Annotated in this window: 18 protein-coding genes; 6 read left to right on the top strand and 12 right to left on the bottom strand. The window is 35.9% G+C overall.

Features of this window, described 5'->3' with window-relative positions:
- The first annotated feature begins 31 nt into the window (after positions 1–31).
- The 3 genes from ACZ2G0_RS08600 to ACZ2G0_RS08590 all read left to right on the top strand — a co-directional run bounded on the left by ACZ2G0_RS08600 (position 32) and on the right by ACZ2G0_RS08590 (position 3,426).
- Complete coding sequence (locus tag ACZ2G0_RS08600; protein WP_470307260.1) at positions 32–1,687, top strand: SulP family inorganic anion transporter; 1,656 nt, start codon at positions 32–34, stop codon at positions 1,685–1,687.
- A gap of 57 nt (positions 1,688–1,744) precedes the next feature.
- Positions 1,745–2,281 carry a YfiT family bacillithiol transferase gene (locus ACZ2G0_RS08595; protein WP_470307259.1) on the top strand — a complete coding sequence of 179 codons (537 nt, stop codon included), beginning with the start codon at positions 1,745–1,747 and terminating at the stop codon, positions 2,279–2,281.
- An 83-nt stretch (positions 2,282–2,364) separates the two neighbouring features.
- On the top strand, positions 2,365–3,426 hold the full coding sequence (locus ACZ2G0_RS08590) for a DUF3810 domain-containing protein (protein ID WP_470307258.1): 1,062 nt from the start codon (positions 2,365–2,367) through the stop codon (positions 3,424–3,426).
- Positions 3,427–3,536: 110 nt separating this feature from the next.
- On the opposite strand, the gene ACZ2G0_RS08585 is transcribed toward ACZ2G0_RS08590, so the two are convergent.
- Entirely contained in the window at positions 3,537–4,187 is a 651-nt protein-coding gene (locus ACZ2G0_RS08585) for a hypothetical protein (protein WP_470307257.1), read from the bottom strand.
- Positions 4,188–4,209: 22 nt separating this feature from the next.
- Complete coding sequence (locus ACZ2G0_RS08580; protein ID WP_470309838.1) at positions 4,210–5,514, bottom strand: NAD(P)/FAD-dependent oxidoreductase; 1,305 nt, start codon at positions 5,512–5,514, stop codon at positions 4,210–4,212.
- Between the two features lie 320 nt (positions 5,515–5,834).
- Between ACZ2G0_RS08580 and ACZ2G0_RS08575 the strand changes: the two genes are divergently transcribed.
- A complete protein-coding gene (locus tag ACZ2G0_RS08575) occupies positions 5,835–6,329 on the top strand; it encodes an RNA polymerase sigma factor (protein WP_300288866.1) in 495 nt (164 codons plus the stop codon).
- Positions 6,330–6,334: 5 nt separating this feature from the next.
- Positions 6,335–6,967: a hypothetical protein gene (locus ACZ2G0_RS08570; RefSeq protein ID WP_470307256.1), complete on the top strand. Its 633-nt coding sequence runs from the start codon at positions 6,335–6,337 to the stop codon at positions 6,965–6,967.
- Positions 6,968–7,054: 87 nt separating this feature from the next.
- Here the strand turns inward: ACZ2G0_RS08570 and ACZ2G0_RS08565 are convergent, their stop codons facing one another.
- Both ACZ2G0_RS08565 and ACZ2G0_RS08560 read right to left on the bottom strand, forming a co-directional pair.
- A complete protein-coding gene (locus ACZ2G0_RS08565; RefSeq protein WP_470309837.1) occupies positions 7,055–7,864 on the bottom strand; it encodes a lysophospholipid acyltransferase family protein in 810 nt (269 codons plus the stop codon).
- A 114-nt stretch (positions 7,865–7,978) separates the two neighbouring features.
- Complete coding sequence (locus ACZ2G0_RS08560; protein ID WP_470307255.1) at positions 7,979–8,629, bottom strand: NUDIX hydrolase; 651 nt, start codon at positions 8,627–8,629, stop codon at positions 7,979–7,981.
- 89 nt (positions 8,630–8,718) lie between these two features.
- Between ACZ2G0_RS08560 and ACZ2G0_RS08555 the strand changes: the two genes are divergently transcribed.
- Positions 8,719–9,153, top strand: a complete 435-nt coding sequence (locus tag ACZ2G0_RS08555) for a DUF4268 domain-containing protein (RefSeq protein WP_470307254.1) — start codon at positions 8,719–8,721, stop codon at positions 9,151–9,153.
- Between the two features lie 24 nt (positions 9,154–9,177).
- Here ACZ2G0_RS08555 and ACZ2G0_RS08550 read toward each other — a convergent pair whose 3' ends face one another.
- From ACZ2G0_RS08550 to ACZ2G0_RS08515, 8 genes are all read right to left on the bottom strand, one after another.
- Positions 9,178–9,588 carry a hypothetical protein gene (locus tag ACZ2G0_RS08550; RefSeq protein WP_470307253.1) on the bottom strand — a complete coding sequence of 137 codons (411 nt, stop codon included), beginning with the start codon at positions 9,586–9,588 and terminating at the stop codon, positions 9,178–9,180.
- Between the two features lie 10 nt (positions 9,589–9,598).
- On the bottom strand, positions 9,599–10,543 hold the full coding sequence (locus tag ACZ2G0_RS08545) for an NAD(P)H-dependent flavin oxidoreductase (RefSeq protein ID WP_470307252.1): 945 nt from the start codon (positions 10,541–10,543) through the stop codon (positions 9,599–9,601).
- A 14-nt stretch (positions 10,544–10,557) separates the two neighbouring features.
- Positions 10,558–12,165 (bottom strand): S8 family serine peptidase, encoded by a 1,608-nt coding sequence (locus tag ACZ2G0_RS08540; RefSeq protein WP_470307251.1) that lies wholly within the window; start codon positions 12,163–12,165, stop codon positions 10,558–10,560.
- A gap of 79 nt (positions 12,166–12,244) precedes the next feature.
- The gene (gene mnmA / locus ACZ2G0_RS08535) at positions 12,245–13,432 is read right to left on the bottom strand and encodes a tRNA 2-thiouridine(34) synthase MnmA (RefSeq protein ID WP_470307250.1); all 1,188 of its coding nucleotides are present in this window, start codon (positions 13,430–13,432) and stop codon (positions 12,245–12,247) included.
- A 71-nt stretch (positions 13,433–13,503) separates the two neighbouring features.
- Complete coding sequence (locus ACZ2G0_RS08530) at positions 13,504–14,217, bottom strand: toxin-antitoxin system YwqK family antitoxin (RefSeq protein ID WP_470307249.1); 714 nt, start codon at positions 14,215–14,217, stop codon at positions 13,504–13,506.
- Between the two features lie 89 nt (positions 14,218–14,306).
- Positions 14,307–16,208 carry a membrane protein insertase YidC gene (gene yidC / locus ACZ2G0_RS08525; protein WP_470307248.1) on the bottom strand — a complete coding sequence of 634 codons (1,902 nt, stop codon included), beginning with the start codon at positions 16,206–16,208 and terminating at the stop codon, positions 14,307–14,309.
- Positions 16,209–16,294: 86 nt separating this feature from the next.
- Positions 16,295–17,911 (bottom strand): CTP synthase, encoded by a 1,617-nt coding sequence (locus tag ACZ2G0_RS08520; RefSeq protein WP_470307247.1) that lies wholly within the window; start codon positions 17,909–17,911, stop codon positions 16,295–16,297.
- Between the two features lie 152 nt (positions 17,912–18,063).
- Positions 18,064–18,297 (bottom strand): DUF3820 family protein, encoded by a 234-nt coding sequence (locus tag ACZ2G0_RS08515; protein ID WP_470307246.1) that lies wholly within the window; start codon positions 18,295–18,297, stop codon positions 18,064–18,066.
- Positions 18,298–18,358 lie beyond the last annotated feature (61 nt).

Genomic DNA, 18,358 nt, shown 5'->3' with positions numbered 1-18,358 from the left:
CAACAAATCAACTAACCTTAATACATACTATATGACTAACAAATTTTACGACTTTAAAAACTTAAAAGGTGACTTATACGGAGGTATTGTAGCAGGGGTAGTCGCCTTACCACTTGCGCTTGCCTTTGGTGTACAATCAGGGCTTGGTGCTATTGCAGGACTGTATGGTGCAATTATATTGGGAATACTTGCTGCGCTATTAGGCGGAACAGCTACACAAGCCAGTGGTCCTACAGGACCAATGACTGTAGTATCTGCTTCAGTAGTCGCTCTTGCAATTAGTAAATTTGGCGATATCGACAGTGCGCTGCCCATTATTTTGCTTACCTTTTTTCTGAGTGGAATCTTTCAAATACTTTTTGGGGTTTTAAGGATTGGTACCTACATCAAATATTTTCCCTATCCCGTTATATCTGGCTTTATGACCGGAGTTGGACTCATTATAATCTTATTTCAGTTGTTTCCGTTTTTTGGGCTGTCTTCGCCTAAATCTACAGTGGCGGTGATAGAAAATTTACCCGATATTTTCATTAACACCAATGTAGCCGCGATTGGAATCGCCGCACTTACAATCTTAATTTATTACAGTTTCCCTAAAATCACTAAAAAGATCCCGAGTACATTGGTAGCTCTTGTAGTCGCTACGCTGGTTGCCTATTTATTTAAAATTGATGTACCACTTATTGGAGAAATACCTTCGGGTATGCCTGAACTTAAGATAAATGGTTTTTTCAGTATTCCAACTGAAGCCTATGCTATAATTGTCGAATATGCTATTGTTTTAGCTGCCTTAGGTTCAATAGACTCTTTATTAACTTCAGTCATCGCTGATAATATTACTAAAACCCGACACAATAGCAATAGAGAATTGATAGGACAAGGAATTGGAAATGCCATAGCAGCTTTGTTTGGAGGAATTCCTGGAGCTGGTGCAACTAAAGGGACCGTTATTAATATTAATTCAGGGGGTACCACACGTATTTCTGGTGCAATACACGGCTTTTTCCTTCTTGTGATATTACTTGGTGCGGGATCTTTAGCTGCTTACATTCCTATTCCGGTATTAGCAGGGATTCTGATTCCCGTAGGACTTAACATTATAGACTACAAAGCGTTAAAACACTTGCTAAAAGTACCCCGATCAGATTCGTTTGTACTGATTTTAGTTTTGCTTATTACCACATTTGGTAATTTAATCTATGCGGTTGGTATCGGAATCGTTCTTGCTTCTGTACTTTTTATGAAAAAAAGTGGCGATTTGGCCGAAAAATATTCCAGTATAAAATCTTTAGAAGATTCGCTTGGAGAAGAAATATGGGAAGATGAAAAAGCGCTTTATACCGAATTTAAAAATAGTGTGTATATAAAACATCTATATGGACCCTTATTTTTTGGTTTTGCCTCAGAGTTCTTATCCATGGCCGATAAACGCGATGCCAATACCAAAGCTTTAGTGATCAGAATGGATCGCGTTCCCTATATTGATCAATCGGGATTGTATGCACTAGAAAATGTCTTATTTGATTTAAAAAATAAAGAAATTCTAGTCATTTTAGTGGGGCTACAAGAGCAACCCAAAGACAAAATGAATGCCATAGGCATTATTCCTAATTTAGTTCAAGAAGACTATATTTGCATGAATATCAACATGGCTTACGATCTTTTGAAAAACAAATTAAAAAAGTAAGAAAGTGCCAAATGTCAAATATTATAGCTACTTTGGAACTTCTAAAAATTCACTTTAATGAATGCAGAAGAGCTAAGATATCCCATTGGTAAATTTGAGCTACCTTCGACCATTACCGCTACGCAAATAGCGGAATGGATTGAAGCAATAGCTACTTTTCCATCACGATTAGCACACGAAGTAAAGCAATTAACTGAGGAGCAACTAGATACGACATACCGCCCCGATGGCTGGACCATTAGGCAAGTCGTACATCATTGTGCCGATAGTCATATGAATAGTTTCATACGTTTAAAACTGACTTTAACAGAAAATGAACCCACAATCAAACCCTATGATGAAGCCAATTGGGCTACCCTATCCGACTCGATACATATGCCCATTTCCCCTTCTTTAAAAATGATTGAAGGGATACATGAGCGATGGACGGTTGTATTAAAAGGATTAACAGAAGCACAATATGATTTGCAATTTATTCACCCCGATCATACTCCTAAAATTAGAATAGCTGAATACATAGCGATGTATGCATGGCATTCTAATCATCATTTAGCACATATAACAACGACTATGGAAAGACATCAGTGGAAATAAACTATTTTTTAAATTCCCATTCAAATCAAAAGAAATTATCTTTACCGCTTTCGACAAGTACCTTCAACTTTAATCATCGATAAGTGAAATCAAAATATGTCTTACCGCTTTTTCTAGTACTTCAAATTATCTTTTTACAGATTATCGCAAATTTTCCTGAAACTGTAGAGCGCTATTACAGCACGGGTTTGTTTCCGCATGTTTCGCGATTATCAAGACTGGTTTTAGGACCTATTCCGTTTTCAGTGGGTGATTGTTTGTATTTTATTTTGATTGGACTACTCTTGCGCTGGTTTTGGACTACGAGAAAAACTTGGAAAGTTAATTGGAAAAATAATGGTTTACAGTTAGTTAGTTTTGTTTCCGTTTTTTATTTTTTCTTTCATTTTTTTTGGGCGCTCAATTATTACCGCCAACCCTTATTTGAGAAATTAAAAATCGAAAGAGAATACAGCGATCCTGATTTATTAGTATTCACTCAACGACTGATTCTAAAAACCAATGCAGTTCAACTGAAGCTTACAAATAATGATAGCTTAGCAGTCGTGTTTCCATATACTCCAGAAAAAGAATGGGATATCAATCTAAAAGGCTATCAAAATCTAGCAAAACAACATCCTTTTTTTGAGTACAAAGACCTAAGTGTTAAGAACTCCTTATTTAGTGTACCACTCACCTATATGGGTTTTGGAGGTTATTTAAATCCGTTTACGAATGAAGCTCAAGTGAATTACTTATTACCTCGCTACAGTTCACCTATGACCACCTCACATGAAATGGCACACCAAATAGGATTTGCAAGTGAAAGTGAATGCAATTTTATTGGTTTTTTAGCTACTATAAAAAATGATGATTTGTACATGAAATATTCCGGTTACAGTTTTGCGTTGCGCTATTGCTTGTACAACTGGCAAGGAAGAGATGAAGTAGTTTTTAATAGATTACTAAAAACAATTCATCCTGGTATTATAAAAAACTATAAAGAAACAGATGATTTTTGGAATCAATACGAAAGCTTTATCGACAAAGGGTTTCATGTATTTTACGATAATTTCTTGAAAATAAACCAACAAAAGGACGGCATCAATAGCTATAGCAAATTTGTTGACTTAATGGTGAATTATTACAAAACAGAGGAACTTTAACGTTTACAATCGCAATTTAGTATACAGGCCTAACTTATCTAACAATTAGATTTTCCTACGGAATAAAAATCTCAACTAAGCTTTTTTCTAGCCTTCTATATAATCCGCTTTTATCCAAAGTTTCGATTTGTATTTTCAATTATTTTTTCCATAAGATCTCGAAAAGTTTTCAGATCGGTAAGGACTAATTCTTGTTGTTCCATTTTAAAAGATTTCCAAAATCCCTTATTTGTTATTTCATTTTTTGTTTTCGTTTTGCTTATTTCTATTCCCTTCGCTCCCGTCAAAGTAATTTCCTCTAAGACAGGTGAAAAATATTTATTTAGGAACTCTGCTAAATTTGAAGATGGTTTTAGTTCTGAAACATCAACACCTTTTCTTTCTAAGTTTCTTTTTATTGTCAAAAACAGGCCTGCTTTAATACACGGAGTTCCAAAAAGTTTTTTTGCTTCGTAACTATCTTTAACAGCATAATTGCTAATTAGCGTGCAAACACCACTAAGCTTTTTAGCTTTAGCTGGTTCTAAAGCTTCAAACCATTTATTATCTGGTATATTAATGCGGAATTCCTGATTAAGAAATTCACTTAGATTTTTCCATTCTAATAAGTCGTTAGCCCATCTCCATTCTCTTATTGACATTTCGGCTGTTATTTCTGCCCACCGGTCTGCTTCTGGATCAAGTGGACTGCAAAGTCTATGTTGCTCTATGAAAATCTCAAGAACTTCTTCAGCCGAATATGTTTGTATTTTTTTAGTCATTTTCTACTTAAAGGTTTATCCCTTAAATTTCATCACTCGTAAAAGTGGTAAAACTACGTTTTCTAAAAGGCCTGATAATTAATCGACCTTCGCGGTCAAAACGAATGTAGTTGTATACCCAATTCAGAAAAACTACGGCTTTATTCTTGAATCCTATAAGCGAAAATAAGTGGACGAACATCCAAACAAACCAGGCAAAAACACCACTAAAATGATAGTTAGGCAAGTCGACTACTGCTTTATTACGACCAATGGTTGCCATAGATCCTTTATCGTTATAGGTAAACGGCTCTAGCTGTTTACCAGCGATTAAACGAATAATGTTTTTACCTAATAACGCTCCTTGTTGTAGTGCCGGTTGCGCCATCATAGGATGGCCTTGTGGGAAATCAGCAGTTTCCATTGAAGCGATGTCGCCAATTGCAAAAATATCAGTATATCCTTTTACTTGACTAAATTCATTCACCCGAATACGCTCCACACGTTCTACTAAGGCATCCCCATTTAAACCTGCAACAACGGCTCCTTGCACTCCTGCAGTCCAAATTACGGTTGCAGTATCAAAAACCAAATCAGAGTTGGTGGTGATCGTGCGCCCGTTGTAATTGGTAACCCGTACATTTTTCCAAACTTTGACTCCTAGATTTACTAAAAATTGTTCAGCTGCTGCTGATGATTTTTCAGTCATGGTATTGAGGATGCGATCACCACTTTGAATTAAATTAATTTGCATCTTCGATATATCGAGGTCGGGATAATCTTTTTGAAGGATCGCTTTTTTCATTTCGGCCAAAGCACCTGCCAGTTCTACACCTGTTGGTCCGCCACCTACGAGTACAAAATTGATCAAGCTATTTTGCTCTACTTTATCAGTAGTTAACACTGCTTGCTCAAAGTTTTCTAAAATAAAACTACGAATATTAAGCGCTTGCGGTATGGTTTTCATAGACATACTATTGCGCATGATTTCCTTGTTACCAAAGAAATTAGTTTTTGAACCCGTTGCAATAACAAGATAATCATAATAGAGTTCGCCAATTTCGGCAATTATTTTTTTGTTAGCAGTGTCAATTTCTTGAACAGTGGTTAACCTAAAATAAAAATCATCGTATTCCTGAATCACCTTACGAATAGGATATGCAATTGAACCCGCTTCTAAACCGCCTGTTGCCACTTGATACAATAAAGGCTGAAAATTATGGTAATTATGCTGGTCTAGCAATACAACTTGTACGTTTTTATTTTTGAGTTGTTTCGCTAAAGCGATACCGGCGAAACCGCCACCTATAATTACGATTCGGGGATTTTTAGACTGAGGAATATTCATAGTAGTTTCAATTGATCGTTCTGCGAACTCAAATATACAAGTTATACCGACTTTAACACAGGAAAAAATAGGAATTTGAATGGGATTAAATAGCGCCATTTTAAACAAATGGTCCATTCTCCATTAGTGAGGAACAAAACTCGTTCTATTCTAGCCCCGATCGCAATGAAAATCCTCCCGGTGGATTAGCGAGGAACGAAGCAATCCAGCGGGAGATTGCAATGTAGAGCGGGACCAATAGTGATTGAAATGCCTCTGTTGTGCTCCAAAAAAACATCTTACATTGTAACAAAAACTACTATCATGACACTAACGTATATATGAGTGAGAATTTAGAGCAATCGTTTGTACAGCAACTAAAGGACAATCAGAATATTATCCACAAGATTTGTAGATTATATACTGATGGTGAGGATGCGCACAAGGATTTGTTTCAGGAAATTACGATTCAGTTATGGAAGGCCTTTCCGAAATTTAGAGGTGACAGCAAGTTTTCGACTTGGGCGTATCGCGTTGCCTTGAACACTGCTATTACTTTGTATCGAAAGAGCAAACGCTCTATAGCAACCGTGGAATACGAAGGGGGACAACACTTTATTAAAGATGTTGATTACAATTATGAAGAAGAGGAACAAATTAAATTAATGTATAAAGCCGTTTATCAGCTGAATGATATTGAGAAAGCGCTGGTTTTTATGTACTTGGAAGACAAGGATTACCATGAAATATCAGAAACACTAGGAATTAGTGAAGTTAATGCGAGGGTGAAGATGAATAGAATTAAAGGGAAATTAAAAAAAATACTAAATCCTTAAGGAATATGGAAGAGCTGGATTTATTAAAAAAAGACTGGAAGAAGCGAACGGATTCTTTTGAACAGATATCAGAGATAGAACTATATAAAATGATTCATAAAAAATCGTCTTCGATTGTGAAGTGGATTTTAATCATCAGTATATTGGAGATTTTGGTTTGGAGTACGATTGGTTTGGTATTCAACAGCGATGATTATTTGGACAAAATAAGTAAATCAGGTTTGAGTACTGTTTTTCAAATAATGAACATTGCTGGCTATGGGATAACGCTCGTGTTTATTTATTTATTTTACCGCAATTATGTAAAAATATCCACTATTGCTTCGACTAAGCAACTGATGAAAGATATTTTAAGAACAAGAAAAACAGTGCAATACTATGTGTACTACAACCTAATCATGATTGCGTACAGTATGGTTGTTGGTTTTATTATTGCTTTTAGCTTTAGTCCTGAAATTGATGCACTAAAAGAAAAAGTAAGCAGTAACACAAGCGCAATGGCGATTACGATATGTTTATTGTCCTTAGTTACCTTGTTTATATTTGGAGCATTTTGGCTGTTTTACAGACTCCTTTACGGAAGACTGTTACGAAAATTACTAGCCAATTATAAAGAATTGAAGAAGATAGACTTGTAGTGTTTACCTTCAATTAGTGTTGAAAAAAGCCCGATAACTTTGTATAGTTATCGGGCTTTTTGATTTACTATGTGGTTCCTATAAAACTTAGTAATCCCACTTACGCAATTTATTTAATTTTTCTTGTTCTTCGATTTCCTCAACCGGAATGACTTTTAAAAAGGAAGCATGTTGCTCAATGGCGTATTCTACTTTCTCTACGATTGCCTCAATACTATCGTTTTCATAATCAATATCAAGAGGTTCTTTCACGATGAAGGATTGTAGTATCCCTTTCTTTTTCACTCGCAATCCTTTTTTATCAAAAGAACGTCTGAAGCCATCAATCACAATAGGAACAACGATGGGTTTATGCTCCATGATAATATGTGCTGTACCTTTACGAACTGGCTTAAATGATTTGGTTGTTCCTTGCGGAAACGTAATCACCCAACCGTCTTTTAATGCCGTTTTTATATTCTCAGTATCATTAGGATTAACATCTCTTTTCTCTGTGACATCAACTCCTTTAGAACGCCAGGTTCTTTCTACGGTTATCGCACCGGCATAAGCCATAATTCGCGGTAACAATCCCGCTGTCATTGTTTCTTTGGCCGCAACATAGTAGATATTTAATTTGGGTTGCCAAAGGTAACATACATTTTTAATGGTATCGTCACGACCATTTAAACTAGCGTTAAAGACATGAAACATAGCCACTACGTCAGCAAAATAGGTTTGATGATTGGATATAAAAAGAACATTGGTATCAGGTAAATTCCTAAGAATATCTGACCCTTCGATTTGTAATTCATTAAAACCACGGTAACGCCTGTGTGTAATAGCGCCAAATATTCGGATTAACCATTTCTTTAGAAAAAGAATATGACCAAAAGGATTTCTTTTTAACAAACCCATAAAATTATTCAATTTATCATTTTTGGAACGCAAACATACAAAATATTTTTAAAGTGAATCCTTTGAACCAAGCAAAACAAATTAGGGAAAAAATGCTTGTAAAAAAAACATTTACTATCTTTTAACTTCAAAGACCGCTTTTAACACTTCCTTGAGCTCACTTAACATCATAGCGGTGGCTCCCCACACTATCGTATCTTCGATATTGAAAGCGGGAACACTTATTTCTTGTGAATAAGAAGTAGCCAAACGCGTTTCAATAACAATAGATTCGTCTAAAAACAAAGTCAAAGGGAGCTCGATAATGCGAGCGACCTCAGATGGATCGGGAATAAACTGCAATTCCTCCTTAGCAACTGCTAAAAAGGGATGTACCATAAAGTTACTAGGCGGAATGTACATGGGAGTAAATGGCTTGAGCAGCTCTACATCTTGCGGATCTACCCCAACCTCTTCATAGGTTTCTCTCAAAGCTGTGTGAGACAAGTCATCGTCTGTGTATTCATACTTACCTCCTGGAAATGCAACTTGAGCCGAATGTACTCCTTCGTACGTATTGCGAACAATCAATACCAAATGAGTTTGGTCCTTTTTGGGATAAAAAAGCATTAAAACAGCTGCTTTTTTAGGTGGTGTTGCTGATTTTTCAGGACCGTCTATCGTTTCTAACCTTTCTACAGGAGCCATGATAGCATGCGCCTTCCTTGCGGGCAGAACCGTTGTAGCTATTAAAGGAACATGTTGTAAAAAATATTGGAAATCCATAATCAAAGTCTATTTTTGCACAAAGAGTTACTGTAAATATAGTTTAGAAATACGTTTGAAGCTGTTTATAAAATCCAAATTTAAAAAAAATGTATAGTAGAGAAGAAACTCAAAAATTAAAAAGAGAATTCTGGGTCACATTCGCTGAGAAATATCCTCGCAAATGGGTTTTGTACGACACCAAAATCAAGGATTTTTCTTTTAAATTTTATGTAGATAATAAAAAAGCACAAGTTTTAATTGACATCGAACACCGCAGTGATGAAAAGCGCATGGCCTATTTCGAAAAAATTGAAGCCCTAAAAAACATACTAGAAGAGGAATTTATAAAAGATCTGGTTTACGAACAGAATTATATTTTAGAAAACGGAAAAGCCATTTCGCGTATATGGGTCGAACGACTAGGTGTCGGTTTTAGCAATCGAAACTATTGGGATGAAATATTTGATTTTTACTTTGAAAAAATGGATGCTTTAGAGCGTTTCTATTTGGAATATGACGAATTCATCAAGGATATAGACTAACAATTCCTCGTAATTCCACTGTGACTACATATTAAATATATTGTACAAAATAATGTGATCGTCGTAGGTGATATAAAGTTGCTTTCGGTTTTCTTGCTTTTTTCTGGTTATAATTGAAATGGTGCAATCCAAACCATTGTTGTCTCTACAAGCAAAAGAATAAACAATATCAGTGTCGTTCTCTTGAACAGGAACGTAGTCTACAATCTCGAATAATTGGATGATTTGGGAATAAACCACAAACCTATTTTTGTTTGTATCTAATGTCACTAAAAGATTGACTAAGTTGAGCTCAGACCATTTACCCCATTTGGCCTTACTATTTTTTTCTAAAACACTAACACCCGAGGTTTTAAATTTATACGTTTGGCTATGGCCTTGTTGCATCCCAAAAGCGACAAAAAGTACTACCAAAAACAGTTTTAATTTATTCATTATTCATTAGTTAAAAAAGGATAGAATTTACTTCATTTTGAGCGGACCTCATTTCTGCTATCATTTCAATTACAATAGCTTCAGCCGATTTGATTTCGTTAATTAAACCAGCGATTTGACCAATCTCCAGCTCACCGTCTACCAAATTCCCTTCAAACATACCTCTTTTTGCTCTAGCACGACCTAAAAAAGCCACTAAATCTTCCTTAGACGGGCACTTACCATAGAGCTCTTGCAAATCGTCAAAGAATTTATTTTTGATTAAACGCACTGGCGCTAATTCTTTTAATGTTAGTTGTGTGCCTCCTTCTTTTACCGCAAGGATCGTTTCTTTAAAACTACTATGGGCCGAAGATTCGATTGATGCTGCAAAGCGACTACCCACTTGAACACCATCTGCACCCAAAACCATCGCAGCAAGCATACCGCGACCTGTAGCGATTCCTCCAGCAGCAATCACCGGAATTGTTAGTTGTTCTTTCACCATTGGTATTAAGGTAAGAGTTGTAGTTTCTTCCCTTCCATTGTGACCACCTGCTTCAAAGCCCTCAGCAACTATTGCGTCAACACCAGCAGCTTCCGCTTTTAAAGCAAAAGTACTACTACTCACCACATGCACTACGGTAATACCATTCTCTTTTAAATAGGCGGTCCATGTTTTAGGATTTCCAGCCGAAGTGAAAACAATTTTAACGCCTTCCTCAACAATGATTTTCATGATTTCTTCAATATTGGGATACAACATAGGAACATTCACTCCAAAGGGTTTTGTTGTGGCTTTTTTACATTTTTGAATGTGCTCCCTAAGTACTTCGGGGTACATCGAACCAGCACCTATAAGACCTAGACCACCAGCATTACTCACAGCACTAGCCAATTTATATCCACTAACCCAAATCATACCCCCTTGAATGATGGGATATTTTATATTAAAAAGAGAACAAATTTTATTCATTTGAAAAGTAACTGTTATTGTTTTATAATTTTTCCGGTTTTAACAAACGCATCTGATTGTATTTGATAAATATACAAACCTTTAGTTAGTGACTGTAGAGAAAAAGTTTCTTCTGCTTCATTTAGTTGTTTTTCGAATACTTTTTCGCCTCTGAGCGAATAAAAGATTACGGATCCTGTAGAAACACTTTCTGGAAAACTAACCCTCACTATATCAGTAACGGGATTAGGATAAATGCCAAAAAAAGGAGAATCGAATGCTACTACATTAAGTGTTTTAGCTGTACTGAAATTAGGAATTCCGTATCCGTACTGCGGTGTCGGACTGTTAAAACGATCTGCTGATTGAATGACTAAATCTCTTATTTCACGATTCGTTTTATTAGGAAGCGCTTGCCACAAACAAGCGATCATACCGGCCAATATGGGACTAGAAAACGAAGTACCGTTTGCTGTAATAATGTTCCCCTTTTCGTCAGATAGTACACTCGCTGCTCCTTGCGCCATAACCTCTGGTTTTACCCTATTGTCAAAACTAGGTCCAATAGAACTAAAACTAGCTTTTACTTTAGTTGCTGTCACTGCACCCACTGAGATTACATTGAATGCATCTGCAGGTGCTGCAATATGAGGTTCAGATGACCCGCCGGAGTTACCCGCTGAAGTCACCACAATCATTCCTCTGCTAAAAGCAATATCTGCTCCCCTAGAAATGAAAGTAGTATTTCCATTCATCTGACTGTAGGTATGGTTGTAAGCGCTGTTATCAAAATCAAAATAACCAAGAGAGGTATTGATAATATCCACACCTAGCCTATCTGCCTCCTCAGCCGCTTCAACCCACAATGATTCTTCTATTGGATTTTCATTGGCGCCGTCTTCGGTAATAAATAAATAATAAGACGCATCAGGAGCAGTTCCTACCAATTCGCCTTCCTTATACCCTCCCATAGTCGAAAGTACGTACGAGCCATGCGTGTCTCCTGTATAAAAATTAGGATCTCGACCTACATAGTTATAACCACCTAAAATTTGATTGTTGTTTCTTAGTCTTGCAAATGGTAAAACCGTATTGACACCTGGAAATCCACCATCTAGAACAGCAATTATTTTTCCCGATCCTGTAAAATTTTGCTGGTGCAAAACCGTCCCTTTTAGCATCTCGATTTGATTTTGAGAGGTACCATAGGCAAAGGTAATCTTGGCATCTTTGGTTTTATTAGCTACCTTAGTTTTAGATTGTTTAACTAGTTTATTTGCTTGGTTTAATGCCTTATTGGCAAAATCAATTTTATCGACAAACGACTTGGACTTCAATGCATTGATATCAGCGGCTGATCCACGAATGTGCAGTGCGTTAAGCCATTTAGATTGCGCTTTCACTTGTATGCCCAGCGAAGCTTTGACTTGATTTACATAATCGGACTCGATCGGTACATCTTTACTATCTAGTGCTATATTTTGGTTAGCTCTCCTGTCCAAAGCTCTTTGGGTCAACATTTCCAATGGCGCGTTTAGGTAGTAAGAAGCGCTAGGCTTGTCCTTAAAATAGACCCATGCATCTTCTTGAGCGAATGCTCCTGTTGCAACTAAAAAAATAAGAAATACATACAATTGCTTCATGGGATGGGTGGGATGTATTACACCATTTAGAATCGGTGGAGTAAAAAACTACCACCAATTCTCTTTTTAAGACACTAAGCTAAGAAATTACTCCCGAACCAACTAATTCTTCATCTAAATACCAAGCAGCAAACTGCCCTTCTGTAATGGCTGATTGTGGTTCTTCAAATGAAATGTACATTCCATGCTCAAATTGATGGAGCGTTGCTTTTTGTAAAGGCTGTCTATATCTAGTTCGAACACTATATTCCTTAGACTCGCCGACAGCAAGCTGCATATCAGTACGAACCCAATGTACTTCGGATTTTTCAATAAATAAAGCGGATCTAAACAAACCAGGATGCTGGCTAGTTAAACCCGTATAAATGGTATTGGTATCTACGTTTGTGCCAATGATAAACAAAGGATCAGTGGTTCCGCCAACATTTAAGCCTTTGCGTTGTCCCACAGTAAAATAATGCGCCCCTTGATGTTTACCTACTACTTTACCCATTGTTGGAGTGTACGCCAACTTGCGGGCTGCCAAGGCTAGCAACTCTTGTTCATCTAAACCTGCTGTACTTGGAACATTATAGATGGCGTCATTTTTATCAATTTGAATGATAATCCCCTCTTTGGGTTGTAATTTTTGTTGTAAAAATTCTGGTAAACGGACTTTTCCGATAAAGCATAAACCCTGAGAATCTTTTTTCTCAGCCGTTACCAATTCCATTTCAGCAGCAATTTCGCGAACTTGAGGTTTGGTTAATTCGCCTATAGGAAATAAAGATTTAGCCAATTGCTCTTGAGACAACTGACATAGAAAATACGATTGATCTTTATTGTTATCAGCACCAGCTAACAACTGATACATTTTTTCACCGTTAACTTCTGTTTCTGATTTTCGGCAATAATGTCCTGTAGCAACATAATCAGCACCTAAGCTCAAAGCAATCTTCATGAAAACATCAAACTTAATTTCACGGTTACAAAGCACATCAGGATTAGGAGTTCGTCCCATTTCATATTCTTTGAACATATAGTCTACAATTTTTTCTTTGTATTCTTCGCTCAAATCAACTGTTTGAAAAGGTATCCCTAATTTCTCTGCTACTAGCAAAGCATCATTACTATCTTCTAACCATGGGCAATCATTCGATATGGTAACCGAATCGTCATGCCAATTTTTCATAAAAAGACCTATCACCTCATACCCTTGTTGCTGCAATAAATAAGCTGCAACACTTGAATCAACACCGCCAGAAAGTCCTACTACAACACGTTTCATTCTAAAAACTTTAAAATTTTATAAGACGGCAAAGTTACAAAGATTATCGCACTAATTATCCCACCATAAAGTTAAATCCTATTAGCCTTAGAAGCCTCTTGGGGATTACTCATATTAAACTCATTTACTAATTTACCCTTTTTATAAAATTGCCAAATTCCCGACTTTTTACCATTCGAAAACTTCCCTTTTGAAACGATGCTGTCATCAGGATCTTTGAAAACAGCTAGACCATCGTATACGTTGTTTTTATAATTAGCTTCTTCCAGAACGACACCGTTTTCAGCATATTTTTTATAAAAACCATTTTTTAGGTTGTTCTTATACATTTGCTCCTCTGCAATTTTACCATTTGGATAATAAACAGAACGCAAACCTTCTAATTTACCTTTAGCGTAATTCTCTTTGGTCATAATAACGGTGGATCCTCGGTGGTAATATTTCCACTCTCCTTCAAATTGGCGATTAATAACTTTACCTTCGCTTACTTTGTTTTTAGATTGATCATAAAAAGTAGTATACGCCACCTCATCAGCAGGATTGAATTCTCGAGTCGCAATTAACGAACCAGCCTTCGTATCATCAAAAAATTTAAACAACCCCACCTCTTTACCGTGATTGAAGGTTCCTTCATAACGCGGTCTTTTCGATTCCGGATACGATCCTTTCCACAATCCGTCTTTTTTACCATTAGAATCTAATCCATTTACACCCGTTTGAGCGTGACTAGTTACTCCTAATAAAAAAAGAAGCACCACCAATGCAAAACTATAACATACTTTCATAACCTATTTATTGTACTAACGTATTAAGAATATTAAAATTACGATTTAAAACAAAAAAATCTCGAATTAACGAGATTTTTTTGTTTTGCTTATTTCTTTTTTTGTTGCTCTTTTAAAGCTTCTTGCTGCTCCATTACTTCCTGTAACTTCTTTTGAAATTTACCTTGTTTCTTAGGCTCTTTCAATTTGTTTTCTTGGATTTGAGCATGAATTTTATCCGAATCAATAATGTAGTTTTTAATCACTAACATAATTCCGATTGTAATTGTATTAGAAATAAAGTAATATAAACTCAATCCTGAAGCGTAACTATTAAAGAAAAGCAACATCATCAAAGGAGAAATATAAACCATTATTTTCATCATCTTAGCCATATCAGGCATTCCTTCTTGCTGTGGCGCCTGCATTTGCTGATCACCAGTTGTCATTTTCATATAGAAGAAAATTGCAATCGAAGCTAATATTGGAAATAAACTAATATGATTACCGTAAGCTGGGATATGAAATGGTAACTCATAAATCGAGTCAAAAGAAGATAAATCATCTGCCCATAAAAATCCTTTTTGTCTCAAACTCAATTCCGATGGAAAGAATTGGAATAAAGCATAAAACACAGGCATTTGCAGTAAACCCGGTACACATCCAGCCATTGGATTTACACCCGCTTTGCTGTATAACTTCATGGTTTCCTGCTGTTTTTTCATAGGCTCTTTTTTGAACTTTTCACCTAATTCAGCAATTTCAGGACGCAATACTTTCATTTTTGCTTGAGACAAGAATGACTTATACGTTATCGGAGACATCACTAGCTTAACTAAAATAGTAAACAATACAATCGCCCAACCTTGTTGAATAAACAAAGTCAAAAATCCAAACATAGGAATAAACGCGTGACGGTTGATCCAACCAAAGATTCCCCAACCTAAAGCCACAATATCCTCAAGATTTCTATCGTAAGTTTTTAATAACTTATAATCTGTTGGACCATAATACCAATTCATTTTTTCATCAATCTCTCCGTTTTTAAATGCTAATGGAACGATCGCTTTAAATTGTTTCGTGTATGTTGTGTCAATATTATCACCACCAACTAGGTTGTTGGTATACAATTCAGCCTTTGCAAAAGGTACATCAGTTAATAAAATACTTGAAAAGAAATGCTGCTTGTAGGCGATATAAGAAACCTTCTCTGCATTCTCCGTTTTATCTTTTGACTGTCCTAAATAATCACTTTTACCATCTTCATACTCATAATACATTTCAGAGTAACGGTTTTCAGTCGTTAAACTTTTTTCATTTGAATAGGCTTTCAAGTCCCATTCTAAGTTTAATGGCTTAGCAGCGTTCAGTACTTTATTTAAACCTTGTGATTGGATATCAAAATCCAACATGTAATCATTTGCTTTAAGCACATATCTATATTCTAAATAGGCATCAGCTCCAGCTTTCAAACGCATCGACAAAATTTGATCTTCACCATTTTTTGTTAATGTAGGCTCAAAAAACAAGTCTTTAGTGTTTAAAGTACGATTATCATTAGTGATCAATTGTACATTTAAATTAGCATTGTTGTCTTTAATTAAAGCCACTAACTCCCCTGATCCTTTCTTGAAACGCTCGTAGTTTTTTAATGTAGCTTCAACAATATAACCCCCTTTATTGGCAATTTTTAACGTTATCAGCTTGTTTTCAATAGTAGTATAAGCTTCTTTGGCAGAAGGTAAAGTAGCTGAATAAGCAAAATCTCCTAATGATTTTTTTAAGTTCGCAAGTTGTACAGTATCACCTGCTACAGCTGAAGCCACCACTTCTTTAGTAGTATTTGCGTTCTCTTTTGCTTTGGTTTCATTTGCAACGACCAATTCTTTTTTAGCTTTCTCAGCAGCAACTTCGGCTTCTGAAGGTTGATTTTGGTACATTATCCAAATAAAAATTCCAAAAATCAATACAAAACCAATTAACGAATTGGGGTCAAACTTTTTTTCTTCCATTATAACTTAAATTATTGTTTTTCTTTATTTGCTTATTGTATTTCAATAAACCTTTTCATTATGTAGTATGCTTCTTTTGCAGCGTACTATTTACTTCTTTTTGCTTTAACCGCTGCCGCCACAAAATTCACAAAAATTGGATGTGGGTTTGCAACTGTACTCTTATATTCAGGATGGTATTGTACACCTATAAAAAACGGATGCTCTTCAATTTCCACAATTTCTACTAAACCAGTATCCGGATTTACTCCTGATGCTTTTAATCCTGCTTTTTGCAACGCATCTACATAAGCACTGTTGTACTCATAGCGATGACGGTGACGCTCCGAAATCATAGTTTGACCGTAAATTTGGTGTGCCAATGATCCTTCTTTGATTTCACATTTCCAAGCACCTAAACGCATGGTTCCTCCTTTTTCAGTAACATTTTTTTGCTCTTCCATCAAATTGACAACAGGATGAGGAGTTCCCTCGTTCATTTCTGTTGAGTTGGCTTCACTATATCCTAAAACAGTTCTTGAATATTCGATTACCGCCATTTGCATCCCTAAACAAATTCCGAAAAACGGCATTTTGTTTTCACGAGCATAGCGAACTGCTTCAATTTTACCTTCGATACCACGTTCTCCAAATCCAGGAGCAACAAGTATAGCATCTAGTCCTACTAATTTTTCTTTTATAGTTGCCGCTGTGATAAATTCAGAATGAATTGAAACTACGTTTACCTTCGTTTCATTCGCTGCACCAGCATGTATAAATGCCTCTAAAATTGATTTATAGCAATCCTGCATTTCCACATACTTACCAATTAAACCAATGTTTACGGTATGTTTTGGATTTTTAATGCGTCGTAAAAAAGTATTCCAATTCTTTAAATCAGGAGCCGCTTTCTTAGGCAAATCTAATTTTTTCAAAGCAACAATATCAAGCCCTTCTTCTAACATTAAATTAGGCACTTCATAGATTGTTGAAGCATCGATAGACTGAATTACTGCTTCTTTTTTCACATTACAAAACAAGGCTAGCTTGTTGCGTATTTCTTGTGAAAGTTCGTGCTCCGTTCTACAAACAAGAATATCGGCTTTGATTCCGCTTTCCATTAATGTTTTAACCGAGTGCTGCGTTGGTTTTGTTTTCAATTCTCCTGCTGCAGCTAAATAAGGAACAAGTGTTAAATGAATAACAATTGCATTGCTTTCCCCTAAATCCCAAACTAACTGACGAACAGACTCAATATAAGGTAACGATTCAATATCTCCAACCGTACCACCAATTTCTGTAATCACTATATCATAATCACCAGAGTTACCCAGTAATTGCATTCTTTCTTTAATCTCATTTGTAATATGAGGAACAACCTGAACCGTTTTTCCTAAAAACTCTCCTCTTCTTTCCTTTTCAATTACCGACAAATAAATTCTACCAGTGGTAACATTATTGGCTTGTGAAGTAGGTACATTCAAAAAGCGTTCGTAGTGCCCTAAATCTAAATCCGTTTCTGCACCGTCATCTGTTACATAACATTCCCCATGTTCATAAGGATTTAAAGTTCCCGGATCTACGTTTAGATACGGATCAAATTTTTGAATTGTAGTTCGATACCCTCTTGCTTGTAACAATTTTGCTAAAGATGCTGCTATAATTCCTTTACCTAAGGAAGAAGTCACACCGCCTGTAACAAAAATATATTTCGTTTGATTCATTCTGTTGTTGTTTGTGTTGTAGTTGTGTAAAAAACTTGGCAAAAATACGATTATAAATTGAGAATATGCTAATTTGAAAATGAGATAATTGATAAAATTACTTTTTACAAAACCTGCCTACAATAAAGCAAAAACCTCACTGTGTAGCTACATCAATGAGGTTTTGGATATTTTTTTTTAATGTTCCGAATTAAATCTTCTAGACCATTCAATTTTAGTTCATAAACTAGTTTTAATTGATCGCCTAAAACTCCATTGGGGAAGCCTTTGTTATGATACCAAACTACATAGTACTCTGGTAAATCTATTAAAAAGCGTCCTTCGTATTTACCAAAAGGCATTTTAGTATGCGCTAATTTAACTAGTAATTCTTGATTTTTATCCATTTTTATTTTTGGCTTGACCAGCTAAATTTAGTTTTAGTTTCAAACCCAATTACTGGCAATT

This window comes from Flavobacterium sp. KKT103, assembly GCF_055640565.1.
Note: the sequence above shows the minus strand (reverse complement) of the source record. Positions and strands in the feature narration are given on the sequence as shown.